General features: G+C 41.2%; 26 protein-coding genes and 1 pseudogene. 8 read left to right on the top strand and 19 right to left on the bottom strand.

Annotated elements, in window-relative coordinates:
- Positions 1-6 precede the first annotated feature (6 nt).
- From D7D53_RS01460 to D7D53_RS01420, 9 genes are all read right to left on the bottom strand, one after another.
- Complete coding sequence (locus D7D53_RS01460; protein WP_120769905.1) at positions 7-612, bottom strand: nitroreductase family protein; 606 nt, start codon at positions 610-612, stop codon at positions 7-9.
- Between the two features lie 141 nt (positions 613-753).
- Positions 754-1,047 (bottom strand): hypothetical protein, encoded by a 294-nt coding sequence (locus D7D53_RS01455; RefSeq protein WP_120769904.1) that lies wholly within the window; start codon positions 1,045-1,047, stop codon positions 754-756.
- Entirely contained in the window at positions 1,028-1,420 is a 393-nt protein-coding gene (locus D7D53_RS01450) for a hypothetical protein (RefSeq protein ID WP_120769903.1), read from the bottom strand. The genes D7D53_RS01455 and D7D53_RS01450 overlap by 20 nt, the downstream gene beginning before the upstream one ends.
- Complete coding sequence (locus D7D53_RS01445) at positions 1,402-2,613, bottom strand: triacylglycerol lipase (protein ID WP_120769902.1); 1,212 nt, start codon at positions 2,611-2,613, stop codon at positions 1,402-1,404. The genes D7D53_RS01450 and D7D53_RS01445 overlap by 19 nt, the downstream gene beginning before the upstream one ends.
- 4 nt (positions 2,614-2,617) lie before the next feature.
- Entirely contained in the window at positions 2,618-3,025 is a 408-nt protein-coding gene (locus D7D53_RS01440; RefSeq protein WP_120769901.1) for a hypothetical protein, read from the bottom strand.
- Between the two features lie 74 nt (positions 3,026-3,099).
- On the bottom strand, positions 3,100-3,504 hold the full coding sequence (locus D7D53_RS10070; protein ID WP_174705270.1) for a hypothetical protein: 405 nt from the start codon (positions 3,502-3,504) through the stop codon (positions 3,100-3,102).
- 6 nt (positions 3,505-3,510) lie between these two features.
- Positions 3,511-3,927, bottom strand: coding sequence for a hypothetical protein (locus tag D7D53_RS01430; protein ID WP_245941800.1), 417 nt, complete (start codon positions 3,925-3,927; stop codon positions 3,511-3,513).
- A 73-nt stretch (positions 3,928-4,000) separates the two neighbouring features.
- Positions 4,001-4,381, bottom strand: coding sequence for a hypothetical protein (locus tag D7D53_RS10065; RefSeq protein WP_174705269.1), 381 nt, complete (start codon positions 4,379-4,381; stop codon positions 4,001-4,003).
- A gap of 1 nt (position 4,382) precedes the next feature.
- Complete coding sequence (locus D7D53_RS01420) at positions 4,383-4,793, bottom strand: hypothetical protein (protein ID WP_120769900.1); 411 nt, start codon at positions 4,791-4,793, stop codon at positions 4,383-4,385.
- Positions 4,794-5,076: 283 nt separating this feature from the next.
- Between D7D53_RS01420 and D7D53_RS01415 the strand changes: the two genes are divergently transcribed.
- Positions 5,077-5,877, top strand: coding sequence for an amino acid ABC transporter substrate-binding protein (locus D7D53_RS01415; protein WP_120769899.1), 801 nt, complete (start codon positions 5,077-5,079; stop codon positions 5,875-5,877).
- Between the two features lie 181 nt (positions 5,878-6,058).
- On the opposite strand, the gene D7D53_RS01410 is transcribed toward D7D53_RS01415, so the two are convergent.
- From D7D53_RS01410 to recJ, 6 genes are all read right to left on the bottom strand, one after another.
- Complete coding sequence (locus D7D53_RS01410; RefSeq protein WP_120769898.1) at positions 6,059-6,892, bottom strand: metallophosphoesterase family protein; 834 nt, start codon at positions 6,890-6,892, stop codon at positions 6,059-6,061.
- Between the two features lie 17 nt (positions 6,893-6,909).
- The gene (uvrC, locus tag D7D53_RS01405) at positions 6,910-8,730 is read right to left on the bottom strand and encodes an excinuclease ABC subunit UvrC (RefSeq protein ID WP_120769897.1); all 1,821 of its coding nucleotides are present in this window, start codon (positions 8,728-8,730) and stop codon (positions 6,910-6,912) included.
- A 37-nt stretch (positions 8,731-8,767) separates the two neighbouring features.
- A complete protein-coding gene (locus D7D53_RS01400; protein ID WP_120769896.1) occupies positions 8,768-9,469 on the bottom strand; it encodes a M57 family metalloprotease in 702 nt (233 codons plus the stop codon).
- Between the two features lie 62 nt (positions 9,470-9,531).
- A complete protein-coding gene (locus tag D7D53_RS01395) occupies positions 9,532-10,311 on the bottom strand; it encodes an alpha/beta hydrolase (RefSeq protein ID WP_120769895.1) in 780 nt (259 codons plus the stop codon).
- A gap of 66 nt (positions 10,312-10,377) precedes the next feature.
- The gene (locus tag D7D53_RS01390; RefSeq protein WP_000065614.1) at positions 10,378-12,039 is read right to left on the bottom strand and encodes a ribonuclease J; all 1,662 of its coding nucleotides are present in this window, start codon (positions 12,037-12,039) and stop codon (positions 10,378-10,380) included.
- A gap of 170 nt (positions 12,040-12,209) precedes the next feature.
- Positions 12,210-14,432: a single-stranded-DNA-specific exonuclease RecJ gene (gene recJ, locus D7D53_RS01385; protein WP_162927861.1), complete on the bottom strand. Its 2,223-nt coding sequence runs from the start codon at positions 14,430-14,432 to the stop codon at positions 12,210-12,212.
- A 176-nt stretch (positions 14,433-14,608) separates the two neighbouring features.
- Between recJ and D7D53_RS01380 the strand changes: the two genes are divergently transcribed.
- From D7D53_RS01380 to D7D53_RS01360, 5 genes are all read left to right on the top strand, one after another.
- Positions 14,609-15,367: an amino acid ABC transporter ATP-binding protein gene (locus D7D53_RS01380; RefSeq protein ID WP_120769893.1), complete on the top strand. Its 759-nt coding sequence runs from the start codon at positions 14,609-14,611 to the stop codon at positions 15,365-15,367.
- Positions 15,368-15,377: 10 nt separating this feature from the next.
- Positions 15,378-16,172, top strand: coding sequence for a transporter substrate-binding domain-containing protein (locus tag D7D53_RS01375; protein WP_120769892.1), 795 nt, complete (start codon positions 15,378-15,380; stop codon positions 16,170-16,172).
- A gap of 12 nt (positions 16,173-16,184) precedes the next feature.
- Positions 16,185-16,862, top strand: a complete 678-nt coding sequence (locus D7D53_RS01370) for an amino acid ABC transporter permease (RefSeq protein ID WP_120769891.1) — start codon at positions 16,185-16,187, stop codon at positions 16,860-16,862.
- 9 nt (positions 16,863-16,871) lie between these two features.
- Complete coding sequence (locus tag D7D53_RS01365; RefSeq protein WP_120769890.1) at positions 16,872-17,531, top strand: amino acid ABC transporter permease; 660 nt, start codon at positions 16,872-16,874, stop codon at positions 17,529-17,531.
- A gap of 249 nt (positions 17,532-17,780) precedes the next feature.
- Entirely contained in the window at positions 17,781-18,971 is a 1,191-nt protein-coding gene (locus tag D7D53_RS01360) for a ferredoxin reductase family protein (RefSeq protein ID WP_162927860.1), read from the top strand.
- Between the two features lie 112 nt (positions 18,972-19,083).
- Here D7D53_RS01360 and D7D53_RS01355 read toward each other — a convergent pair whose 3' ends face one another.
- Both D7D53_RS01355 and D7D53_RS01350 read right to left on the bottom strand, forming a co-directional pair.
- On the bottom strand, positions 19,084-19,521 hold the full coding sequence (locus tag D7D53_RS01355; protein WP_001166795.1) for an Rrf2 family transcriptional regulator: 438 nt from the start codon (positions 19,519-19,521) through the stop codon (positions 19,084-19,086).
- A gap of 75 nt (positions 19,522-19,596) precedes the next feature.
- The gene (locus D7D53_RS01350) at positions 19,597-20,439 is read right to left on the bottom strand and encodes a metallophosphoesterase family protein (RefSeq protein ID WP_120769888.1); all 843 of its coding nucleotides are present in this window, start codon (positions 20,437-20,439) and stop codon (positions 19,597-19,599) included.
- Between the two features lie 284 nt (positions 20,440-20,723).
- Here D7D53_RS01350 and D7D53_RS10300 point away from each other — a divergent pair.
- Positions 20,724-20,932: pseudogene (locus D7D53_RS10300) on the top strand (hypothetical protein).
- A 40-nt stretch (positions 20,933-20,972) separates the two neighbouring features.
- Positions 20,973-22,916: a threonine--tRNA ligase gene (thrS, locus tag D7D53_RS01340; protein ID WP_120769887.1), complete on the top strand. Its 1,944-nt coding sequence runs from the start codon at positions 20,973-20,975 to the stop codon at positions 22,914-22,916.
- Positions 22,917-23,159: 243 nt separating this feature from the next.
- Here the strand turns inward: thrS and D7D53_RS01335 are convergent, their stop codons facing one another.
- Together D7D53_RS01335 and D7D53_RS01330 are read right to left on the bottom strand one after the other, a co-directional pair.
- Positions 23,160-24,209, bottom strand: coding sequence for a DUF389 domain-containing protein (locus D7D53_RS01335; protein ID WP_120769886.1), 1,050 nt, complete (start codon positions 24,207-24,209; stop codon positions 23,160-23,162).
- Entirely contained in the window at positions 24,206-24,529 is a 324-nt protein-coding gene (locus tag D7D53_RS01330; protein WP_001253404.1) for a potassium channel family protein, read from the bottom strand. Before D7D53_RS01330 ends, D7D53_RS01335 begins: the two co-directional genes overlap by 4 nt.
- Positions 24,530-24,531: the final 2 nt, after the last annotated feature.

Raw genomic sequence — 24,531 nt, 5'->3', positions numbered from 1 at the left:
TTCTTTCTATCTTTTATCGATGATTTCATCTACTGGCAAGCGGTAGCTTGGTTCCAATTTTTCGTCTGTGTAACCCACTGTAATCAAGAGTTCTGGGCGGAAACGGTCTTCGATGTCCAAAACTTCATTGATTTTTGATTTGTCAAAACCAAGAATCAGATTTGATCCGATTCCTTGGTCTGTAAGAGCGAGAACCAAGTTCATAGCAACCAAACCTGCATTGAGGGCTAGGTAGTCGCTGACCTGTTGTTCATTGTAACGTGCAAATTCAGCAGGCAAATTTTTCATGAAGTATTGAAGTTGTTCTTCTGAAAAATTCTTTGCACCACCGACACGAGCAATCTTGCGAGCACGTTTGGCTAAGTCCGTATCTGTAAAGAGGGCAATGGTTACAGGCGCTGATGATACCTGCTCAAAGTTCGAGCCATAAGCCAACTTTGCCAATTCAGCATTTTTCTCACGAACAACCACAAATTTCCAAGGCTGGCTGTTGTGGGCACTTGGAGCCAAGGTTGCAATTTCGATAGCCGTACGCACATCTTTTGGATCAACCGGCTTATCAGTGAAATGCTTAGTCGCATGACGTTTTTTATTTAATTCAAGAAATTTCATAATCGATTTCCTTTTCTAATTCTACTGCTTCCATTCTACCATAATTTGAAAGAGCTTGCAGGGATTTTTCATAGGAAAAGTAATAGCAAAAAAACTGCTCTATGCAGTTTGTAGCAATTATTCTAGTTACTCACTATAAAATTAGCAAATGGAATCATACTGAGATAGCTTCTCCGTTGTCACTTCTTCCAACTTTTTCTTTACCTGGCCTTTTATAGCCGTATCCATCTGTGATTTTATTTTCCCAATAGCGACTTTTGTCTCCTCCGCACTTTCTCTCACTTTTTCTTTATAATCTGTTTGCAAAGAATTTTTTTCTTTTAAGATTACTGTCGCCATTGTATAGATTCTATTCTTCTCCATCATACGATACATCTGACGTAAAGCAAATTCATATTCTTCATCTGTATAATATTCATTTAATGGTGCGAGCATATGACCTCCTTAAATCTCCGATTGTCTGTTCTAACTCATCTTGCTTTTTACGATAATCTCTGTTTAACAAATCCTCTTGATACTGCAATTCATCTTCTCTACGCCTACACGCAAACTGAGAATCCTCCATCAATTGTTGTAAACTCCTATAAAACTGTTCTCCATCTTGGTAACTATATTGTCCTTTTTGAAGAAAAGCAGTCATCTTGCTAGCTTCGTCATCGACGATTCGGGCAAGGCGGTCTCGACGTTCATAGAGTTCGTTGCGTTGATTTGTAAAAGTTGCTTTCTGCCTTAAATACTCATCTTCCAAATCATAATACTCTTTTTCTTTTGCTTTTAACTTTTGGAAGACTAAATCCGACTGTTCCATTTTCTAAATTCTCCTGCCAATTCCTTATCTGTGGCTAGTTTATTCTCAATGACTTGGATAATCTGTTGGTTAAGGGTATCAAACTCTGTGGCTAGTTTTTCAGCTTTTTGATTCATTTGCTCAAAATCTTGCTCAACTGAACCGACAATCGTAGCCTGAGTCACACCCGCAGACGCAAAAGTCGATAGGACTTCATCATAACTCAGGTATCGGAAACTACTAAAGTCAAGCTGATTCCATAGTTCTTGTGCTTTTGACACCACCTCCTCTTGAAGGTGCTTGACGTCGTCTGCACCAGCTCGAGCTGCATTAGCCATTCCTTCCCCTAGAGCCATTCCCTGCAAGCTATCCAAGTATATCTCTTCCCTACTTGACAAACCATCTACCGAGAGGTAGCTTTTGATTTTTTGGTAGCGGTACATACCTGCTGTTGCTGCTGCTAGCGCTGTTACTTTGAGATTTGTGACACGTTTTCCATCCAAATCAACTAACTGGCCATTCTCATCAAATCGCCACTGGGACAAGTTATGATATTCTAACTTGTTACCCCAGTTATCTTTTGCAGGGTAGATGTAGGGAAATATAGCTGTTTGAGTCGTATTTCCCGTAATATTGCCAATAACATCATACTTATGACGGTAATTGCGAAATTGTTCTGGATGTTCTTGCATGTACTTGATTTCTTCTTTCGAAATCAAGTTATGAATATCTGGCCCATTATACCCAACATTAGCATAACCTCTCTTTAAAGCGACATACATAGCCAGAGACTCTCCAAGCGAATGCCCCGCAGTTGTGATTTTTGCAGAGGGGTAAGTTTTTTCGATTTCTTCCGCAAAACTCAGAGCCGTTTGAAATTGAGATTTTCTCAATGTCTTCGTTTTCAAATCCGACAGCACCTGTCTATCACCAAATCCTATTGATTGGATATCTGTTTGAATGTCAAGCCGATCATCTTTATTCGTCCCTGCATAGGCGATCACTATGTGGCTATAATCCACATTCCCATTTTTATCCACAGGAGCAACCGCCATCGCCTGCATACCGTTGGAAGTGTTGTCTATGGGATTGGTGATTACTTTAAACCGGTCGTTTGCAACTAATCGTCCCTCCTGAATAGGACTACTCACCTTACCAGAGTCAACATCGTAAACATCGTCTACTATATATCTATAATCTTCTTCTGTAATCATATAATTATCTCTCCTCTAAGTAGATAATTTTTACTGCTATATCATACCCAGCTTCTTCTTTGTGTTCTCTCTTTATAAATTCTATCGGTGAGTAATTAGAACTTCTTATTTTCCCATTCTCATTTAAAGAATCTGTTTTGAAAGATATATCATATTGATTATTTACTTTAGCAGTAATCCTCCAACTCCCTGTACTTTCATTTCTTTGAAATTCAACAAACTCCACTCTCTCAATCTTTTGTCCATCAGCCAAATCATAGTTACTAACTAAAAACTTTGCTACCCTCTCCTGTTCAATTCTCATTTTCTCTTCCAACGTTTTTTCTTTTTGGTGATTCAAACTAAACATTACAATTCCTCCTATAATACAAATTACTAAAGCAACAATACCCCATTTTTTACCCTTATTCATGGACAAACCTCCTTATATTATTCTATAAAACAACTTAGTCTTAATTACCTTATAGTATAACATAAACAGCTATTTTAATTAACATTGGCATAATCCAGCGCCGTCACAAACTGAGAATCTACTACTTTCGCAGAATTTAGTCCTGAACGAGACTGTAGTTTATCCCTCCCAAGCCATAAAGACTGAACATCCGTACCAAGATCCTTTATGTCATCTTTATTCGTCCCTGCATAGGAAATCACTACATGGCTATAATCCACATTCCCATTTTTATCCACAGGAGCAACCGCCATTGCCTGCATACCATTGGAGGTGTTGTCTTTTACTTCTACAACTTTAAAATTCCCTAAATCTCTCTTTTTTGGATTAAATGGATATATTTTATTTGCCTCAGGTGTATAATCCTTATCAGTCTTCAATTTATCAACCCAATACACTTGCTCAGCTAACCAATTATATTGTTCTTCTTTTACTTTCACCTTTTATTATTCTCCCAAGTATTGTACTTGTATATTATCTATAGAAACATTTTCCTTCTCTGCTATCACATGATTTTTTTCAATCGCTCTAAATTTTTCAATCGGACCAAGGACTACAGATTTTTCTTCGTCGTTAAATTCATCTATTTCTCGAGTAGTCAGTCCTGTATGATACTCGTCATCTAATTCAAACAATAAATGATATGAACCTGTTTTTTTATCTTTGTTAAATTTATTAAATTTAATTTTATTAAAATCATAATTTCTTGCTATCCACTTTACCACATTATCCTGTTGCGTTTTTGTCAAAGTTAATTTATTCTCAAAAATTTTACCATTTGGATGATTTAAACTAAACATCACGATTCCTCCTATAATACAGATTACTAAAGCAATAATACCCCATTTTTTGTGCCTATTCATTGACACACCTCCTTATATTATTCTATAAAACAACTAACCTCAATTACCTTATAGTATAACATAAACAGCTATTTTATTTAACCTTGGTATAATCCAGCGCCATCACAAACTGAGAATCTACTACTTTCGCAGAATTTAGTCCTGAACGAGACTGTAGTTTATCCCTCCCAAGCCCTAAAGACTGTACATCCGTATCAAGATCCTTTATGTCATCTTTATTCGTCCCTGCATAGGCAATCACTACATGGCTATAATCCACATTCCCATTTTTATCCACAGGAGCAACTGCCATAGCTTGCATACCGTTAGAGGTGTTGTCTTTTGTACTCAGAACTCGAAAAGTTTGAGAATCCTTTCTTAACTCATCTCCTGCTTTCCATGGAGTTGGATTTTTATTTTTATCAACTTCATATACTTGGTCAACTAAGTAATTAAAACTTTTATCCGTAATCATATTATCTCACCCAATAAATAACTGTTATATTTGACATAAGTGAATCGCTATTTATTACTTCCGGATTATCTCTTTCTATTAATTTATTCCCATTACTTTGACTAATATGCTGTCCAAAACCTATTTCATCCTCTGTCATCAAGTTTTGAACAGAAAAAGTGACAAATATTTCGTCATTGACAATGGCATTAGAATTCCAAGTTCCTGTTAATTTATTCTGTTGAAAACTTGTAAACTCAATCTTCTCAACCTTTTCATAATGACTAACTAAGTATAACGCCATCCTATCCTGTTCGATTCTCATTTTCTCTTCCAGCGTTTTTTCTTTTTGGTGATTCAAACTAAACATTACAATTCCTCCTATAATACAGATTACTAAAGCAATAATACCCCATTTTTTGTGCTTATTCATTGACACACCTCCTTATATCATTCTATAAAGCAACTTGGTCTGAATTACCTTATAGTATAGGACCAATAGTCGCTCTGGTCTTGTGCATTGAATTCAAGATTAGCATAGTTCACTCGCGATTTCCTTTTCTAATTCTACTGCTTCCATTCTACCATATTTTGAAAGAGCTTACAGATGTTTTTTATGTTTAAGATTTTTTATTACAGTCATAAAAAATATATATTGGTTCATCAGGAACATTTCTGATAAACTAGCAAGTACTTTACATTTGAATGGAGATATTATGAAAAAATTTAGCCTATTATTAGCCATCCTCCCATTTTTGGTTGCCTGTGGAAATCAAACTACACCCAAAGAGACTAGTTTTCAAAAGACAATCGTCGTTGCTACAGCTGGTGATGTGCCACCATTTGACTACGAAGACAAGGGCAATCTGACAGGCTTCGATATCGAAGTTCTAAAAGCAGTAGATGAAAAACTCAGCGACTACGAGATTCAATTCCAAAGAACTGCTTGGGAGAGCATCTTCCCAGGACTGGATTCTGGTCACTATCAAGCTGCAGCCAATAACTTGAGTTACACAAAAGAGCGTGCTGAAAAATACCTCTACTCACTTCCAATTTCGAACAATCCCCTCGTCCTTGTCAGCAACAAGAAAAATCCTCTGACTTCACTTGACCAAATCGCTGGCAAAACAACGCAAGAGGATACTGGAACTTCAAACGCTCAATTCATCAATAACTGGAATCAAAAACACACTGACAATCCCGCTACTATCGATTTTTCTGGTGAAGATATCGGTAAACGAATTTTAGACCTTGCTAACGGAGAGTTTGATTTCCTAGTCTTTGACAAAGTATCCGTTCAAAAGATTATCAAGGACCGTGGATTAGACCTTTCAGTTGTTGATTTACCTTCTGCCGATAGCCCCAACAACTATATCGTTTTCTCAAGCGACCAAAAAGAGTTTAAAAAGCAATTTGATAAAGCGCTCAAAGAACTCTATCAAGATGGAACCCTTGAAAAGCTCAGCAATACCTATCTAGGTGGTTCTTACCTTCCAGATCAATCTCAATTACAATAATACTCTTCGAAAATCTCTTCAAACCACGTCAGATTTATCTGCAACCTCAAAGCTGTGCTTTGAGCAACCTACGGCTAACTTCCTAGTTTGCTCTTTGATTTTCATTGAGTATAAGATATACTAAAAGCGATTGGACCAGCCAATCGCTTGTTTAGTTTGCATTGGTTATTTTAGGAAACTCTTACAAAAAATCAAAAAAATTCTTCACATCTTCTACATACCCATGCTTTTCTATTAAGCTTGCTAATAGTTCCAGATTGTGCCCCTGATAGTTGTCTTCTCTTCGTAGTTCTTCATACATTTCGATAAAGGGAAGTCCCTTGGACTTGGCCAATTCTAACTCAGCTTCGTAATCATAAGCAACTTTACGAAATTGGATATTGAGTAATTCCCCATCTTCAACTTCTATCACGGAATACTGGGCACGGTGATTTTTTAACGCCTCCCAATTAAAATAGGGCATACCAATCGACCCTGGATTGATGATTTGTTGCCCTTGACTGCCATAACGAAGCAACTGCTTGTGAACATGACCATAGACTGCCACGTCAACTTCATCATCTAGGAGTTTGTCAAATTTCTCTGTATCATTCTCAACTAGCAAGTCACCACCATAGTTCTTATTTGGCAAATTATGAGAGATAGAAAAGCGCAATCCTTCAATTTCTTTCTTTTCCAGCAAAGGCAAGCTTCGTAGCCAGACAATCGTTGCAGGATCCATTCGCTCCATCAAAAACTGGGTCATGCGCATTGACTGGATTTCTTGTGGATTTTTCAAACCATATTCACCATCCAAGGCCTCAAGGACACAATCATCCCAATTGCCTCGAACACTGGCTGTGATAGGAAGGTCCTTTAACAGAGCGACCAAGTCATGAGCTCCTGGACCGGGAAGAAAAATATCTCCCAGAAGCCAGTATTCACTGACTCCTTGATTTTTAGCATCTGCAATCACTGCTTCTAAGGCTGTTGCATTGCCATGAATATCTGATAAAATTGCGATTTTATGGTTCATGATGTTTTTCCTTCCGTTTAGTAATCTACTCTTTCTTCCGCCACTTGAGCCAACTCAACTTCTTCCTGCGGGTTCAACTTCCTCTGCACAGCCTCTGCAACAGCTCTAGGTACTCCAACTTCGACAATCTCATCCACACTGACTTCCTTGATTTTGGTGAGAGACTTGAAATGCTTCATGAGATTCTGCTTGCGTTTAGGTCCCAGCCCTTCAATTCCATCCAATTGTGATGAAAAGGAATTTTTGGAGCGCAGTTGGCGGTGGAAAGTAATGGCAAAGCGGTGCACCTCATCCTGAATACGTTGGAGGAGGAAAAATTCCTGAGAATTGCGAGACAACTCCACCACCTCAAGCGGATCTCCAAAGAGCAATTCATGGGTTTGGTGCTTATCATTCTTTTGCAGACCTGCAATGGGGATATCCAAGCCCAGCTCCTCTTGAATGACTTGCTTGGCAATATTGACTTGACCTTGTCCCCCATCAATGACAATCAAATCTGGCGGAGTCAAGCCATCACGCTGTACTCGACCATAGCGCCTGCGAATGACTTCTCTCATACTGGCATAGTCGTCTGGCCCGACTACGGTTTTTATCTTGTACTTACGGTAATCCTTCTTACTAGGTTTTCCGTTGACAAAGACAACCATGGCTGAAACAGGACTGGTCCCCATGATATTAGAGTTATCAAAGGATTCGATACGGACTGGAGTCCGAATTTGGAGTAAGCGACCAAGATTTTCAATAGCCCCTTGTGTCTTTTCGACAGATTTTTCTAACAGATTGAACTTCTGCTCTAGACTGACTCGAGCATTTTTTATGGCTAAATTGACCAGTTGTTTTTTCTCACCACGCTGGGGTTTGAGAATCTTGGTATCTACCAAGGCCTTAACGGCTTCTTCATCGATATCCTGCGGAATCAGTACCTCATTGGGAACCAGGTGAGATTTTTCTTGATAAAATTGTCCTACATAGGTCAAGAAATCCTCATCCGGATCATTATAATAGGGGAAAAGATTGACATCGCGTTCAATGAGCTTGCCTTGACGGACAAAGAAAACCTGAACACACATCCAGCCCTTGTCCACATAGTAGCCAAAGACATCCCGATTTTGGAGATCCTTAGCCATGACCCGTTGCTTGGTTCGAAGCGTTCCAATAGCCTGAATTAGGTCACGGTATTCCGCCGCACGTTCAAATTCCATAGTCTGGGCTGCAGTTTCCATCTTTTTCTTGAGTTCATCGATGATTTTATCATCCTGCCCTTTTAGGAAATCAGAAACCTCCTGAGCCATGGACTTGAAATAGGCCTCATCTTTATTACATATGGTGTGGGCCATACACTGGCCGATATGGTAATAAAAGCAAACCTTAGACGGTGGATTGGTACACTTGCGAAAAGGGAAAATCCGATCCAGCAATCGCTTGATTTCATTGGCCGCCCCCACGTCTGGATACGGTCCAAAGTAGAGACCTCCGTCCTTTTTAACCTGACGGGTGATAATCAAACGAGGATAGCGCTCATTAGTGATTTTGATGAAAGGATAAGACTTGTCATCCTTGAGCATGATATTGTATTTAGGCTTATTTTCCTTGATCAGATTAATTTCTAGGAGAAGTGCCTCAATATTAGACTCCGTAACGATAAATTCAAAATCCACAATTTCAGACACCAGAGCCTCTGTTTTGGTATCATGACTTCCACGGAAATAAGACCGCACGCGGTTACGCAGATTTTTAGCCTTTCCTACATAGATAATGGTGCCGTTTTTATCCTTGTGAATGTAACAACCAGGGCTGGTCGGCAAGAGCTCTAGTTTTGATTTAATCAAGTTATTCATAGTTCCATTATAGCAAAAAGTAGGGAAAGATTGTTCCCTACTCACTAGTCTCATATATTTTTCGGAGGTTTGCAACATCCTCTTCCTGGATACCATAAAAAGAACCTGCTGGTTGCATGACAGACTGCTCATCTGTATGGTCCAAGCCAATCGCATGACCCAACTCATGTTCTGCCGTGTGGACAATGCGCTCATAAGAATAGCCATAGTTAGGATTGGACAGATAATAGTGATTCAACCGCACTGTTACAGACAAGAATTGCCTCGTTAAGAGATTGGTCTGACTTTCCGCTTCTCCTGCCACAGGAGTACCTCCGTCATTCATCTCAGTAGCCATAATATCTGCCTTGCTGGCCTCAGTCACAATTTCAAAGTTAAAAGCACCCGTTTGATTCCAGTTCTGAATTGCTTCTAAATACGCCTCTTGAAAGCGTGAATCCATCTGGGGATCCAGATAAATACGAGCAGAAGCCTGCGGCCACCTTCCTTCAGAGTGTTGGTGGCTATCTGTCTTGTTCAACTTAGGCAGTTGCCCTGTTTTTTCCCATTGGTCGATACTTTGTTGACCAATTTTTACTGACCGCTCTGCTTGCTTTAGCGCTCCTTGAAAATCACCGTTCAGATACCAGAGAAGTCCAAAAGCAAAAGCACACAAAAGAAAAGCTATCCAAACTAGACGCCAAAACAAACGCCACACAAAAGAAAAGAAAGCTCCTATCAAACGAAAAAGCCAGCGCATGTCCCTCCACCTTTCTAGAAAATAAAGACTATTTTACTAAAACAAGCTGAAAGAAAACTAAATTATGATAATCTCTCTTCTAATTTGAAGTCAATTGGTAGGGTTGCTAAAAAGACTTCCAATTGTTTTTCCCAATAATACCACTCATGCGTTCCAGCGCTATGGCTATAGGTCACATCAAAACCTAGTTTTTTGAGATTTTTCACTGCTAGATTATTGGCTTCATACAAGAAATCCTGCTCGCCACACCAAGCCCACAGCTTGGTCTTTTTATCCGATTTTTTAGCCAGACTTTCAAGCGAATAGGGACTAGTTGTCCAGTCTTTAATCTCCCCAAAAACACCTCTCCAGTATGCTGGCGTTCCCAGATCTTGGCTTTCAGGAGAAAAATCTTGAAAGCTAAGGGCGCCTGAGAAGCTAGCTGCATGAGAAAAACGATTTGTAGCAAGAGCCAGTTTGAAACAGCCGTAGCCACCCATAGAGAGACCAGCGATAAAGGTCTTTTCACGTTTACTAGTCATATTAGGGAAGAAACGTTTCAAAACCTGTGGTAATTCCTCTGCTAGAGCTGTGTAATAGTCAAAACCATACTGGGTATCGGTGTACCAACCGTTGCTGGTATTGGGCATGACGACGATGAGATTGGTTCCTCGAAGCAAGCGTTCTACATTGGTCCGCTTGAGCCAACTATTATGATTGCCAGACATCCCGTGCAAGAGGTACAAGACAGGGATATCTGTACACTCTGGTTCTTCCACTCGATTGACATCGGGGTAAAGAACATTCACTCCCCACTCCATATCCAAGACTTGTGAGTAATACTCAATTTTCATTACTGCCATAATTTTTCCTCTATTTTTCTATAAGAAAAAGCCGAAATTCGACTTTCTCTCCGTTTATTTCAACGATTATTTTGCTTCCATGACTACTGGTAGAATAGCTGGACGACGCTTGGTTTGATCAAAGAGATACTTGGTCAGATTATCCCGAACCTTCCCTTTAAGGTCTGCCCAGTCAAAGTCATCCCCTTGAAGATAGTCTTCTACCGTTTGGTTAATCAATTCTGAACTTTCACGGAGAATATCGCGACTCTTCTTGAGATAAACAAATCCACGCGTGTGAACACGAGCCTTGGCCACAATTTTCTTCTCACGACGGTTAACGGTGATTGCTACGATGAAAATACCATCCTCTGACAAGACCTTACGGTCACGAAGGACTACATTACCAACATCACCGATGGCATTTCCATCAATCAAGACATCGCCTGCCGAAACCGCGCCAGCTGGGACAAAGTCCCCATTCTCATAAGCCATGCTGGTTCCCTTTTTAGGAATGAAAATGCGTTCTGGCAACATCCCGACCGCCATAGCAGCCTTAGCATGGGCATCTAACTCACGGTATTCCCCTTGAATTGGGAAGAGATACTTAGGTTGCAAGAGATTAATCATCAACTGCAAATCACGCGCATTTCCGTGCCCTGACACACGCAAGCTTTGGGTGATCAATTTGACAACACCTCCAGCTTGGTAAATCATATTTTCCACACGCGCCATAACTGCTTCTTTAGCAATAGACGGAGTGGTTACGATATAGACCAAATCACCGTCCTTGATTTCCACATAACGGTGGCGACCAATCGACATTTTACGAAGACCATTGATTGGCTCACCCATACGACCTGTCTCAAGGATAATCAACTCATGGTCTTCAAAGCGAGACATATCTTTTGGCTTAATCAAAAGACTTTCGTTAGCTAGGGATAATTTCTTGAGGCGAATAGCAGTACGGACGATATTTTCAATATCAAATCCTGTCAAAACCACACGACGACCTGTTGCATCCGCAGCGTCAAACACCTGCTGGATACGAGAGAGGTTGCTAGCTACTGCTGCAACGATAATACGTCCATCCCAGTCCGAAATGGTTTGAGTGATTTCGTCCCCAACTTCACTTTCGCTAGCCACTTGGATATTGCTATCTGCATTGGCTGAATCGCTAAGCAGAGCTAGAACTCCATCACGACCGATTTCTGCCAAACGAGCGAAGTCTGTCGCATAGGATTCACTAGCTGTCTGGTCAAATTTGAAGTCACCTGTATAAACGATGCTACCTTCAGCTGTCTTCAAGACAACACCCAGACTTTCTGGAATAGAGTGAGTTGTACGGAAGAAGGACACCACAGTTCCTCCAAAATCAATCTCCGTATCCTCATCGATAACATGGAAATCATTAAATTTCTTAACTGTGTCATTTCCTTTGACAAAGAGTTTGGCCAACTCAATGGTCAGCTCAGACCCAAATACAGGCACCTTGGCTTCAGCCAAAAGATAAGGTAGAGCACCAATAGCATCCGCATGTCCATGGGTCAAGAAGACCCCTGCGATACGGTCACTATTTTCAAAAAGGTAGTCCATATTTGGAATGACGACATCCACCCCTAGTTGTTCATTTTCAGGGTATTTCAGACCTGCATCCAAAACGAAAATAGATCCATCGATTTCAGCGATATACATATTTTTCCCGTTTTCACGTACACCACCAAGTGTTGTTAAACTGATATTACTCATTTTTCCTCCGAAAGCTTAATTTATCTTGATTATAGGGTTGCTTGCCCTCTTATTCTAAAAGCACTACTTTTAGCCGAATCTTTTCCTACCATTATACCATTTTTTTGATGATTTTCAAAATGAAGATTTGTTTTCAAAAAAGAGCTGGTTGCCCAACTCTTTCCTATCTGCTATTCTTTTTTCATTAAAAAGTCATAAATTTCTTGCACGGTACCCAACGCCATCATTTCTTGGTCTTTAACGGTTTGTTTGAGATTTTGGTAAATCTGACTTTCTCCGATTTCTCTCTTTGGCGCTTCTTTATTGACTGTCATAACCCCATCTTTGATTACCACAAAACCTAATTCTTCAAATATTTGAATCATTTTGACCAGCAAGATTTGCTGAATATTAAGATAAGCTGCCAAATCTTTCAGCTTGTAGCGAATATCAAACTCTGGAAACTGGTAGATGGTCTTGTACAATTTGGCAAACTGCTCTCTAGTCCCATAGCCTGTCAGATAGTAGGCCTTGTCAATGTCATTTTTGAAATAGACAGCAGAGAAATTCTGTTCCTGAAAAATGGTCTTCAACAGAGTAATATCCTCAGGAATGGTTTTTACAACAACTGCGTCACTAGCTACTAAATCTGGTAATTCTCCAGCAAAATCCAAGACTGGAACTCCCTCTGGCAAGACTGCATTCTTCCCACGGATGTTAAAAAGTTGAACACCCTCCACACGCGCATCCACCATCATCAACTGGAGGGCAGTTTGGCCATTCCATTGGTTGACAGACAATTTGACTGCCAGTTCTAGATTCTTGGTTTGAGAAAACTCTGTTGCCCATTTTCCTTGACCAAAGGCTACCACTTCAAAACTCGCTTCACCCTTAGAGATTTTCAACTTGAGATGAGCATTGCCTGCCCCCATGGTACGGGCACTTTCGACCTGAAAATCTTTGATATAAAAGACAGGTTTCTGATTGTCCATTCCAAAGGGAGCTAAACGTTCAAAACTTTTGACCGTTTCCAAGCTAAGTCCCTCCAAATCCAGTTCTTCATCTAGATTTAACTTGTTCTTGCCAGCAGCATCCGCTCCTTTTTCACGGACATAGTCTTCCAAGACCTGAGATAAATCTGAGAGTTTCTCAACTTCTAGCGTCATCCCTGCTGCACCAGCATGGCCTCCAAAGGCTATGAAGAGATCTCGATGGGAATCCAGAGCCTCAAAAATATCGACCGCTCCCACACTACGAGCACTACCCTTGGCACGACCGTCTTCTATATTAAGAACGATGACTGTCTGCCCTAGTTCTTCCAACAAACGCCCAGCCACGATTCCCAAAACCCCAGGATTCCAGCCTTCCTTAGCCAAAACCTGGACCTTCTTCGCAGGATCCACCATAGTCTTGGCTTCTTCATAGATTGACTGGACGATTTCCTTGCGCTCTTCGTTTTTCTGATGAATCATGAGGGCAATCTCATGGGCTTCCTCATCGTCAAACCCAGTCAGCAAATCAATGGCAGGATTGGGATCATCCAAGCGACCCAAGGCATTCAAACGAGGGGCAATCTGAAAACCAACCGTTTCTTCTGTTACTTCATTTGCGGCAATTCCAGCCATGTCCAACATTTCTTGTAAACCAATGCGCTGAGTATGACCCAACATTTCCAGACCATATTGAACCAAGATACGGTTTTCATCCGTCAAACTCACCATATCTGCAATAGTTCCGATAGTGACCAAATCAAGCAATTCCACTTGTACTTCTTCTAAAAGGGCACAAGCTAACTTGAAGGCCACTCCGCATCCAGCCAAATATTTAAAAGGATAGTCCGCATCTGGATGCTCAGGATGGACAATAGCATAGGCATCTGGCAAAGTTTCAGGCATAGAATGGTGGTCGGTCACAATGACATCCACTCCCATAGACTGAGCCAGTTCAATAGCCTCGTGACCAGCAACTCCATTATCCACCGTCACAATCAAGGAAATTCCTTCTTGCTCAATAAAGTATTTGTAGACACTGGCATTAGGTCCATAACCGTCTGTAAAACGATTGGGCAAGTAAACACGGCACTCAGCACCAAGCTGTTCCAAACTTTCCTTAACAATAGAAGCCGAGGTCATGCCATCCGCATCGTAGTCTCCGTATATGAGGATATTTTCCCCTTCTTCAATGGCCTGACGAATCCGTTCCACTGCCTTGTCCATATCATGGAGCAGATAAGGGTCGTGCAAGTCCTCCAAGGAAGGTTCTAAAAACTTCTTCAGACTTTCTTGGTCCTGAATCCCTCTCTCAAATAATAACCGAGCCACCTCAGGACCCAGTCCAGCCTTCTTGGCTATCTTTGTAAAATCCGCATCTTCTACCTGCGGGGCAAACTGCCATTCATAAGTAGGTGTTATCAAAAAGACATCCACTCTTTCTAAGAATTCTATTGCTTCATTATAACATGATTTAGGCTTTTTCTCTATCCTGATTGCTTTCTACAAAAATTTTACTAACTTTTTTCTGATATGATTTGACAAGACAAATCTTTTGGTGTAGAATCATGTTATAAAACCTAACACAAAGGAGATTCCTTATGGCTTTAGTAGAATTTGAACACGTCGAAAAATATTACGGAAATTACCATGCACTCCGCGACATCAATCTCCGTTTTGAAAAAGGGCAAGTTGTTGTACTCCTAGGCCCTTCTGGTTCTGGGAAGTCCACTCTTATCCGCACCATCAATGGTTTGGAGGCTGTAGACAAGGGAAGTCTTCTAGTAAATGGTCACCAAGTTGCTGGTGCCAGCCAGAAAGATTTAGTACCGCTTCGCAAGGAAGTCGGCATGGTTTTCCAACATTTCAACCTCTATCCACACAAAACAGTGTTAGAAAACGTAACACTTGCGCCCATAAAAGTTCTAGGAATTGATAAAAAAGAAGCTGAAAAGACAGCCCAAAAATATCTGGAATTTGTAAATATGTGGGACAAGAAAGATTCTTATCCAGCCATGCTTTCTGGTGGACAAAAACAACGAATCGCCATCGCACGTGGACTCGCTATGCATCCGGAGCTCCTCCTCTTCGATGAACCAACATCTGCCCTTGACCCTGAAACCATCGGTGACGTTCTGGCAGTTATGCAAAAATTGGCCCACGAGGGTATGAATATGATTGTCGTTACCCATGAAATGGGCTTCGCCCGTGAAGTTGCTGACCGAATCATCTTTATGGCTGACGGAGAGGTTTTAGTAGATACGACCGATGTCGATGACTTTTTCGACAATCCAAGCGAACCTCGTGCTCAACAATTCCTCAGCAAAATTATCAACCACGAAAGTGACAAAGTCAAATAAGGAGGCGCCTATGAAAAAGAAATTCTTTTTATCAGCAATATTGATTAGCCTTTTCGGCCTTGCTGCTGCAAAACCAGTCCTGGCTGATACCAGTGTCGCAGACATTCAAAAGAGAGGCGAGCTAGTTGTCGGTGTGAAACAAGACGTTCCCAATTTTGGTTACAAGGATCCCAAGACAGGAACCTATTCTGGTATCGAAACTGACTTGGCCAAGATGGTAGCTGATGAGCTCAAGGTTAAGGTTCGTTATGTGCCTGTTACCGCTCAAACCCGTGGACCCCTTCTAGACAATGAACAGGTCGATATGGATATCGCAACCTTCACCATCACAGACGAACGCAAAAAACTCTACAACTTCACAAGCCCCTACTACACGGACGCTTCTGGCTTTTTGGTCAATAAGTCTGCCAAAATCAAAAAGATTGAGGACCTAAACGGAAAAACCATCGGTGTTGCCCAAGGTTCCATTACTCAACGCTTGATTACCGAACTAGGTAAAAAGAAAGGCTTGACCTTTAAATTCGTCGAACTTGGTTCCTACCCAGAATTGATCACTTCCCTACACGCTCACCGTATTGATGCCTTTTCCGTTGACCGTTCTATCCTATCTGGCTACATCAGTAAACGGACAGAACTACTAGATGATAGTTTCAAGCCATCTGACTACGGTATCGTTACCAAGAAATCAAATACAGAGCTCAACGACTATCTCGATAACTTGGTCACCAAATGGAGCAAAGATGGCAGTTTGCAAAAACTTTATGACCGTTACAAGCTCAAACCATCTAGCCATACTGCAGATTAAGGAGGATACCACATGACAGATTTATCATCTTGGACAGCCTATTTTCAGGATTTTGGACAATTTTTCAATGGTTTCCTCTTCACCCTTGCCCTAGCAATTGGATCCTTTATCCTCGCCATGGTTTTGGGCATCTTCTTCGGAGCCATGTCAACCAGTAAACGTCCGATATTGAGAATTTTGGCTCGCATATTTGTGGAGTTTTACCAAAACACTCCCCTCTTGGTGCAGTTTGTTATCGTCTTTTATGGTCTACCTCTTATCAGTGACCACACCATCATGATTCCGATTTATTGGACAGCCGTTCTCTGCGTGGGACTCTATCACGGTGCCTATATTGCTGAGGTTATTCGCTCAGGCATTCAGTCTATTCCTATCGGTCAGATGGAAGCCGCCTTGTCGCAAGGGTTTACCTATATCAGTGCCATGCGCTTGATTATCTTGCCTCAAGCCTTCCGTATCATTCTCCCTCCTTTGACCAACCAAATTGTTAACCTCATCAAGAATACCTCCACAGTCGCTATCATTTCTGGTGTAGACTTGATGTTTGTGACCAAGTCTTGGTCGGCACTTAACGGAAACTACATTCCAGCATTTTTAGGCGCTGCCCTTCTCTACTTTTCTCTTTGCTTCCCTGTTGCCCAGTTTGGTCGCAAGATGGAGCAAGCCAACAAAAAAGCCTATTCACTTTAGGAGGTTACTATGGAATCTATTTTAGAAGTTTTGACCCCAGATAACCTAGTCTTTATCTTTAAAGGATTTGGCTTGACCCTCTACATTTCTCTGATTGCCATCATCCTCTCTACCCTCATTGGTACGGTGCTAGCCGTCATGAGAAATGGCAAAAATCCTGTCTTACGAATCATCTCCAGCATTTACATCGAGTTTGTGCGTAACGTTCCCAACCTCCTCTGGATTTTCACCATCTTTTTGGTTTTCAAGATGAAGTCAACACCAGCAGGAATCACTGCCTTCACCCTCTTTACATCAGCAGCCCTAGCTGAGATTATCCGAGGCGGTCTCAATGCTGTGGACAAGGGACAATACGAAGCAGGAATGTCTCAGGGATTTACTTCTGCGCAAATCCTCTACTACATTATTCTCCCACAAGCAATCCGTAAAATGTTGCCAGCCATCATTTCTCAGTTTGTAACCGTAATTAAGGATACCAGCCTCCTCTACTCTGTTATCGCCCTACAAGAACTCTTTGGAGCTAGCCAAATTCTCATGGGCCGTTATTTCGAACCAGAGCAAGTGTTTAGTCTTTATATCCTGATTGCCCTCATCTACTTCAGCTTTAACCTAGCCATTTCTAGCCTGTCTCATATGTTAGCCAAACGTTGGCAACAAGCTGCAGAATAATACTCTTCGAAAATCAAATTCAAACCACGTCAGCTTCACCTTGCCGTACTCAAGTACAGCCTGCGTCTAGCTTCCTAGTTTGCTCTTTGATTTTCATTGAGTATAAACAGCCACTCTCCAGTTCAATTGGAGAGTTTTTTTATGATAGTAAACATTTATAGATCTCAATTTGACACCATACTTTTTCTATGATAAAATGTAACAAATTTGTTTACAACAAATCAAAATCTAAATGAAATGGAATTTTCTATGAAATCAATCAAAGGACTACTCTTTATCATAGCTAGTTTTATCTTGACTCTTTTTGCTTGGATGAACACTTCTCCCCAATTCATGATTCCAGGACTAGCTTTAACAAGCCTATCTCTGACTTTTATCCTAGCCACTCGTCTCCCCCTACTAGAAAGCTGGTTTCACGGTTTGGAGAAGGTCTACACCGTCCACAAATTCACAGCCTTTCTATCCGTCATCCTACTCATCTTTCATAACTTTAGTATGGGCGGTTTGTGGGGCTCTCGTTTAGCTGCTCAGTTTGGCAATCTTGCCATCTATATCTTTATCAGTATCATCCTTGTCGCCTATTTAGGCAAATACATCCAATACGAAGCTTGGCGATGGATTCACCGCCTGGTTTACCTAGCCTATATTTTTGGACTCTTTCACGTCTACATGATGATGGGCAATCGTCTTCTCACATTTAATCTTCTAAGTTTTCTTGTTGGTAGCTATGCCCTTTTAGGCTTACTAGCTGGTTTTTATATCATTTTTCTATATCAAAAGATTGGCTTCCCCTATCTAGGGAAAATTACCAATCTCAAACGCTTAAATCACGATACTATAGAAATTCAAATCCATCTTAGCAGACCTTTCAACTATCAAGCAGGACAATTTGCCTTCCTAAAGATTTTCCAAGAAGGTTTTGAAAGTGCTCCGCATCCCTTTTCTATCTCAGGAGGTCACGGTCAAACTATTTACTTTACTGTCAAAAATTCAGGCGACCATACCAAGAATATCTATGACAATCTTCAAGTCGGCAGCAAAGTAAGCGTAGACAGAGCTTACGGACACATGATCATAGAAGAAGGACGAGAAAATCAAGTTTGGATTGCTGGAGGCATTGGGATTACTCCCTTCATCTCTTACATCCGTGAACATCCTATTTTAGATAAACAGGTTCACTTCTTCTATAGCTTCCGTGGAGAGGAAAATGCAGTCTATCTAGATTTACTCCGTGACTATGCTCAGAAAAATCCTAATTTTGAACTCTATCTAGTAGACAGTAGGAAAGACGGCTATCTTAATTTTGATCAAGAAGAAGTGCCCGAACATGCAAGCGTCTATATGTGTGGTCCTCTTTCTATGATGAAGTCACTTGCCAAACAGATTAAGAAACAAAATCCAAAAGCAGAGCTTATATACGAAGGATTCAAGTTTAAATAACCACTCATACTCTCCTGGAATTTCCCAGGAGTTTTTTCTACGCAATCTCAAAAAACACTGCCAGATTTCTCTAGCAGTGTTTTGACATTTCATTTGCAGGCATCTATCCCTCTTAATCCTTCATTTGACTCTCTGCATCGGCCACAACTTGCTCTAAACTGGTCTGACCAAGTTCAGCCTCCATAGCCAACTGAATTCTCTCCAATTTTTGATCCAAAACATCATGAATATGAGCTCCTACAGGGCAATTTGGATTGGGATTGTCATGAAAACTAAAGAGTTGACCTGTCTTACCAAGACACTCGACCGCTTGATAAACATCTAAAAGACTAATGTCCTTGAGATCCTTAACAATCTCTGTTCCCCCTGTTCCACGCGCTACTGAAATCAGCTCTGCCTTCTTCAACTGGGACAAGGTCTTTCTGATAATGACTGGATTGACCCCGACACTAGCAGCCAGAAAATCACTGGTCACCTTGCTTTCCTTCCCCTTGAGGGCAATGATTATCAGCATATGAGTCGCAATGGTAAATCTACTTGGAATTTGCATCCTCTTCTCCTTTTTACGAGGCTACCCTGCCTCTACTCTTCTTTTTCTATTATTATACCCTTTTTAGTTGTAATGTCAATCATTACCACTTTTCAACCAGGCATCTAACTCCCTATCGTAGCCCTCTTTCTGAGCTAATTTTCTCAAAAATTCCTGATTGTGAGTATGATGGATACCATTGACCAGACTTTCATAGTAAACCTCAAAATAGGGAAGTTTGAGGTCTTTAGCCAACTGCAATTCAGCTGCCACATCGTAGTCTACCCGTCGAAAGTCCATATCTACCAAGCCCTTGTCATCAAACTCCAAAATCATATACTGGGCACGCAAGTCCTTCCGCAACTGGGCATCTAGAAAGAAAGGCTGGCCAACTGAACCCGGATTGACAATCAATTGCCCACCAGTCCCGTAACGAAGCAACTGCTGGTGAATATGACCATAAACAGCAATATCACAAGGGGGATTGGTCACCAAGCGGTCAAAATCCTCTTGCGCTCCAGTATGAATCAACTCTCGCCCCCAGTTCTTATCAGGAAGATGGTGGCTAATTCCCACCGTCAAATCCCCAAACTGACGATGAAGCTGGAGAGGTTGATTATGGAGCGTTTCGATTTCTTCTAGGGATATTTCCTCTAAAACATACTGACACTGGCGCAAGAGATAGCGTTGACTGGGACGAGTACTATCCAATTCCTTGCGGACACCATGCCAAAGACTATCTTCCCAGTTTCCCAAAACTCTAGCTGTAATCGGTAGTTGAGCCAACAAGTCCAAAATCCTTCTACGCCCTGTCCCTGGCATGAGAACGTCTCCCAAAAGCCAGTATTCATCCACTCCTAGCCGCCGAGCATCTGCCAAAACAGCCTCCAAGGCGGTGGTATTTCCATGAATATCTGAAAGAAGAGCTATTTTTGTCATTCTTTCTCCTCATTTCCTCTTATATATCTTTTTAATATTATAACAAAAAATACTGTATAAGAGTGACATCTAACCCACTCTTACTCAATCCAGAACACTACTTTTATCAAGGTAAAGACTTATCAAAAAGATGATTTCACATTACTCCTAACAGAGCATAGCAGGCACTCTTTCAATGAAGAAAATTCAAAAAAATCTACAAATATCTTGAAAAATCTCACAATCATGCTATAATAATCCATAGAGACAAGTCACTTAGTCCCTTTCTACTAGAGAGTGCGTGGTTGCTGGAAACGCATAGGAGGCCTAAACTGATACTACTCTTGAGTTTTTTATGAAAACATAAAACGGTGGCTACGTTAGAGCCAATCAGAGGTGTCCCTCTCTTTTGAGGTACATAAATGAAGGTGGAACCACGTTGCGACGTCCTTTCGAGGAGGTCGCTTTTTGTTTTTCTAGCTTTTACAATCCTCTGTCCCTGTTTTCAGAATAGGGTTAACATATTCGTAAATAATATAAGTAAGGAGAACATCATGATTAACATTACTTTCCCAGATGGCGCTGTTCGTGAATTCGAATCTGGCGTTACTACTTTTGAAATTGCCCAATCTATCAGCAATTCCCTAGCTAAAAAGGCCTTGGCTGGTAAATTCAACGGCAAACTTATCGACACTACTCGTGCTATCACTGAAGATGGAAGCATCGAAATTGTGACACCTGATCACGAAGATGCCCTTCCAATCTTGCGTCACTCAGCCGCTCACTTGTTCGCCCAAGCAGCTCGTCGTCTGTTCCCAGACATTCACTTGGGAGTTGGTCCAGCCATCGAAGATGGTTTCTACTACGATACTGACAACACAGCTGGTCAAATCTCTAACGAAGACCTTCCTCGTATCGAAGAAGAAATGCAAAAAATCGTCAAAGAAAACTTCCCATCTATTCGTGAAGAAGTGACCAAAGATGAAGCCCGTGAAATCTTCAAAAATGACCCTTACAAGTTGGAATTGATTGAAGAACACTCTGAAGACGAAGGTGGTTTGACTATCTATCGTCAGGGTGAATATGTAGACCTTTGCCGTGGCCCTCACGTCCCATCAACAGGCCGCATCCAAATCTTCCACCTTCTCCATGTAGCCGGTGCTTACTGGCGTGGAAATAGCGACAACGCTATGATGCAACGTATCTACGGTACAGCTTGGTTTGACAAGAAAGACTTGAAAAACTACCTCCAAATGCGTGAAGAAGCCAAAGAACGTGACCACCGTAAACTTGGTAAAGAGCTTGACCTCTTCATGATTTCACAAGAGGTTGGTCAAGGACTTCCATTCTGGTTGCCAAATGGTGCGACTATCCGTCGTGAATTGGAACGCTACATTGTCGACAAGGAGTTGACTTCTGGCTACCAACACGTTTACACTCCACCACTTGCTTCTGTTGAACTTTACAAGACTTCTGGTCACTGGGATCATTATCAAGAAGACATGTTCCCAACTATGGATATGGGTGACGGGGAAGAATTTGTCCTTCGTCCAATGAACTGCCCACACCACATCCAAGTCTTCAAACACCATGTTCACTCTTACCGTGAATTGCCAATCCGTATCGCCGAAATCGGTATGATGCACCGTTATGAAAAATCTGGTGCCCTGACTGGTCTTCAACGTGTACGTGAAATGTCCCTCAACGACGGTCACCTCTTTGTGACTCCAGAACAAATTCAAGAAGAATTCCAACGTGCTCTTCAGTTGATTATCGATGTTTATGAAGACTTCAACTTGACTGAATACCGCTTCCGCCTCTCTCTTCGCGACCCTCAAGATACTCACAAGTACTTTGACAACGATGAGATGTGGGAAAATGCCCAAACTATGCTTCGTGCAGCTCTTGATGAAATGGGTGTGGACTACTTTGAAGCCGAAGGCGAAGCAGCCTTCTACGGACCAAAATTGGATATCCAGGTTAAAACTGCCCTTGGTAAAGAAGAAACACTTTCTACTATCCAGCTTGACTTCTTGCTTCCAGAACGCTTCGACCTCAAATACATCGGAGCTGATGGTGAAGAGCACCGTCCAGTTATGATCCACCGTGGGGTTATCTCAACTATGGAACGCTTCACAGCGATCTTGATTGAGAACTACAAGGGTGCCTTCCCAACATGGCTTGCACCACACCAAGTAACCCTCATCCCAGTATCTAACGAAAAACACGTAGACTACGCTTGGGAAGTAGCTAAGAAACTCCGTGACCGTGGGGTCCGTGCTGATGTGGATGAGCGCAATGAAAAAATGCAGTTCAAGATCCGTGCTTCACAAACCAGCAAGATTCCTTACCAATTGATTGTTGGGGACAAGGAAATGGAAGACGGAACAGTCAATGTTCGCCGCTACGGCCAAAAAGAAACACAAACTGTCTCAGTTGATGACTTTGTTCAAGCTATCCTAGCTGATATCGCCAACAAATCACGAGTTGAGAAATAAGAGATAAAATCCTAGCTAGCTAAAAAGCAACAACTGAAACAGCTGTTGCTTTTTATATTTTATACTCAATGAAAATCAAAAAGCAAACTAGGAAGCTAGCCGCAAGCTGTACTTGAGTACGGTAAGGCGACACTGACGTGGTTTGAAGAGATTTTCGAAGAGTATTATTTAACCTGAGCTAGTAGTGATTGGTCAAACCACCACACAAGATTTGCTTTCATGAGTTAGACAAGGTCAATATCCTCATTCCTTGTCTGCTTCATTTTCTTTTACGAGATCGTTTTGTGAATCTTTTTCAGAGAGTTTTTGATCGATATACTTGTTAATGGTTTCATAAAATTCCTTGGTCGCTTCACTGTCTAATTTTGTCGAATTATGAACTTGGTTGACTTTCAATTGAACAGATTGAATACCGTAAGAGGCTTGTTTTTGGTGGAGCGTTTCCAATTCTTCTTCTGAAATCGGATCTCCAACAACCGTCAAGACCAATTCATTGTCCCTTGACTTGTAGACTTGATTAATGACCGTGTGATTGGTGAACTCTTTTCCTACAAACTGTTTGATTCCTTCTTTTCGTGCTTGATCTATCGTCAGCGTGACTGCTGAATAGCTGGCTGGAAGAATCAATAATACAATCAAGGATGTCAACCCTATTCTCATTTTAATATTTAGCTCTTTAAATGAACTTAAGGGAGATTTTCTCATCATAATTCTTGTTCCAACAATGTTGGTTAGCATGATAAAGACACAGTTGATCAAGAAAAGATAGAGAGCCCCCAATAAAAATCGTACATTCCCATTAGCTAAACCATAGCCAGCAGTACAGATAGGCGGCATCAAAGCTGTAGCAATGGCTACTCCTGGCACGATATTGTTTGCTTCTTTTTTCCTTGAACCGATCACACCAGCAATCCCACCAGCAATAGCAATGAGAACATCCCAAATGGTTGGAGAGGTTCGTGCGATCAACTCGCTACTTGCATAAGACAAGGGAGAAATCCAGAAATACAGAGTCGAGACAAGCAAACTGACCAACACTTGAGTCAATAAAACCTCTAGAGATTGCTTGATTAAACGCGTATCAAAAATAGCTAAACCGAATCCCAGTCCAACAATCGGTGTCATGAGAGGTGAAATTAACATGGCTCCAATAATAACAGCTGTTGAATTCATATTTAGACCGATAGAGGCAATAAAAATTGCACACATCAAAATCGCTGTATCTCTCAATCGAACATGAAGGTCATCGTATAATTTCTCACGGTATTCCCGTGTTGAATAATTGGCAGTCATTTGTCCTCTCCTCTTTCCTTATTTAAATCGGTATAATAATTAATAATAACAGCTGATAAACAGCCAAAAAATATGAGCCCATAAATCGTCAAGAAGACACTGGTAATCCTTCCAATCAAGGTCACAGCTAGGAGATCCCCGTAGCCGACAGTCGTCGAAGTCACAAAAGCATACCAAAGACCGTCTCCGTAATTTGTGATAGCAGGTTCAACTAGGAAAAGCACGCCTCCTGACCCAAAAACAAAGGTCACAAAACTCAGAGCAAACCGAGTAAAACCCGTAACCTGTATAATATGCCATAACATTTTTAAACGTCTCATTT

The organism is Streptococcus gwangjuense, from assembly GCF_003627155.1.
GTDB classification, from domain to species: domain Bacteria; phylum Bacillota; class Bacilli; order Lactobacillales; family Streptococcaceae; genus Streptococcus; species Streptococcus gwangjuensis.
This window is presented reverse-complemented; position numbering and strand designations above follow the sequence as displayed.

Coding starts and splice junctions, on each gene's coding strand:
- D7D53_RS01460 (WP_120769905.1), bottom strand. CDS start 612: ATGAAATTTCTTGAATTAAATAAAAAACGTCATGCGACTAAGCATTTC.
- D7D53_RS01455 (WP_120769904.1), bottom strand. CDS start 1,047: ATGCTCGCACCATTAAATGAATATTATACAGATGAAGAATATGAATTT.
- D7D53_RS01450 (WP_120769903.1), bottom strand. CDS start 1,420: ATGGAACAGTCGGATTTAGTCTTCCAAAAGTTAAAAGCAAAAGAAAAA.
- D7D53_RS01445 (WP_120769902.1), bottom strand. CDS start 2,613: ATGATTACAGAAGAAGATTATAGATATATAGTAGACGATGTTTACGAT.
- D7D53_RS01440 (WP_120769901.1), bottom strand. CDS start 3,025: ATGAATAAGGGTAAAAAATGGGGTATTGTTGCTTTAGTAATTTGTATT.
- D7D53_RS01430 (WP_245941800.1), bottom strand. CDS start 3,927: ATGAATAGGCACAAAAAATGGGGTATTATTGCTTTAGTAATCTGTATT.
- D7D53_RS10065 (WP_174705269.1), bottom strand. CDS start 4,381: ATGATTACGGATAAAAGTTTTAATTACTTAGTTGACCAAGTATATGAA.
- D7D53_RS01420 (WP_120769900.1), bottom strand. CDS start 4,793: ATGAATAAGCACAAAAAATGGGGTATTATTGCTTTAGTAATCTGTATT.
- D7D53_RS01415 (WP_120769899.1), top strand. CDS start 5,077: ATGAAAAAATTTAGCCTATTATTAGCCATCCTCCCATTTTTGGTTGCC.
- D7D53_RS01410 (WP_120769898.1), bottom strand. CDS start 6,892: ATGAACCATAAAATCGCAATTTTATCAGATATTCATGGCAATGCAACA.
- uvrC (WP_120769897.1), bottom strand. CDS start 8,730: ATGAATAACTTGATTAAATCAAAACTAGAGCTCTTGCCGACCAGCCCT.
- D7D53_RS01400 (WP_120769896.1), bottom strand. CDS start 9,469: ATGCGCTGGCTTTTTCGTTTGATAGGAGCTTTCTTTTCTTTTGTGTGG.
- D7D53_RS01395 (WP_120769895.1), bottom strand. CDS start 10,311: ATGGCAGTAATGAAAATTGAGTATTACTCACAAGTCTTGGATATGGAG.
- D7D53_RS01390 (WP_000065614.1), bottom strand. CDS start 12,039: ATGAGTAATATCAGTTTAACAACACTTGGTGGTGTACGTGAAAACGGG.
- D7D53_RS01380 (WP_120769893.1), top strand. CDS start 14,609: ATGGCTTTAGTAGAATTTGAACACGTCGAAAAATATTACGGAAATTAC.
- D7D53_RS01375 (WP_120769892.1), top strand. CDS start 15,378: ATGAAAAAGAAATTCTTTTTATCAGCAATATTGATTAGCCTTTTCGGC.
- D7D53_RS01370 (WP_120769891.1), top strand. CDS start 16,185: ATGACAGATTTATCATCTTGGACAGCCTATTTTCAGGATTTTGGACAA.
- D7D53_RS01365 (WP_120769890.1), top strand. CDS start 16,872: ATGGAATCTATTTTAGAAGTTTTGACCCCAGATAACCTAGTCTTTATC.
- D7D53_RS01360 (WP_162927860.1), top strand. CDS start 17,781: ATGAAATCAATCAAAGGACTACTCTTTATCATAGCTAGTTTTATCTTG.
- D7D53_RS01355 (WP_001166795.1), bottom strand. CDS start 19,521: ATGCAAATTCCAAGTAGATTTACCATTGCGACTCATATGCTGATAATC.
- D7D53_RS01350 (WP_120769888.1), bottom strand. CDS start 20,439: ATGACAAAAATAGCTCTTCTTTCAGATATTCATGGAAATACCACCGCC.
- thrS (WP_120769887.1), top strand. CDS start 20,973: ATGATTAACATTACTTTCCCAGATGGCGCTGTTCGTGAATTCGAATCT.
- D7D53_RS01335 (WP_120769886.1), bottom strand. CDS start 24,209: ATGACTGCCAATTATTCAACACGGGAATACCGTGAGAAATTATACGAT.
- D7D53_RS01330 (WP_001253404.1), bottom strand. CDS start 24,529: ATGAGACGTTTAAAAATGTTATGGCATATTATACAGGTTACGGGTTTT.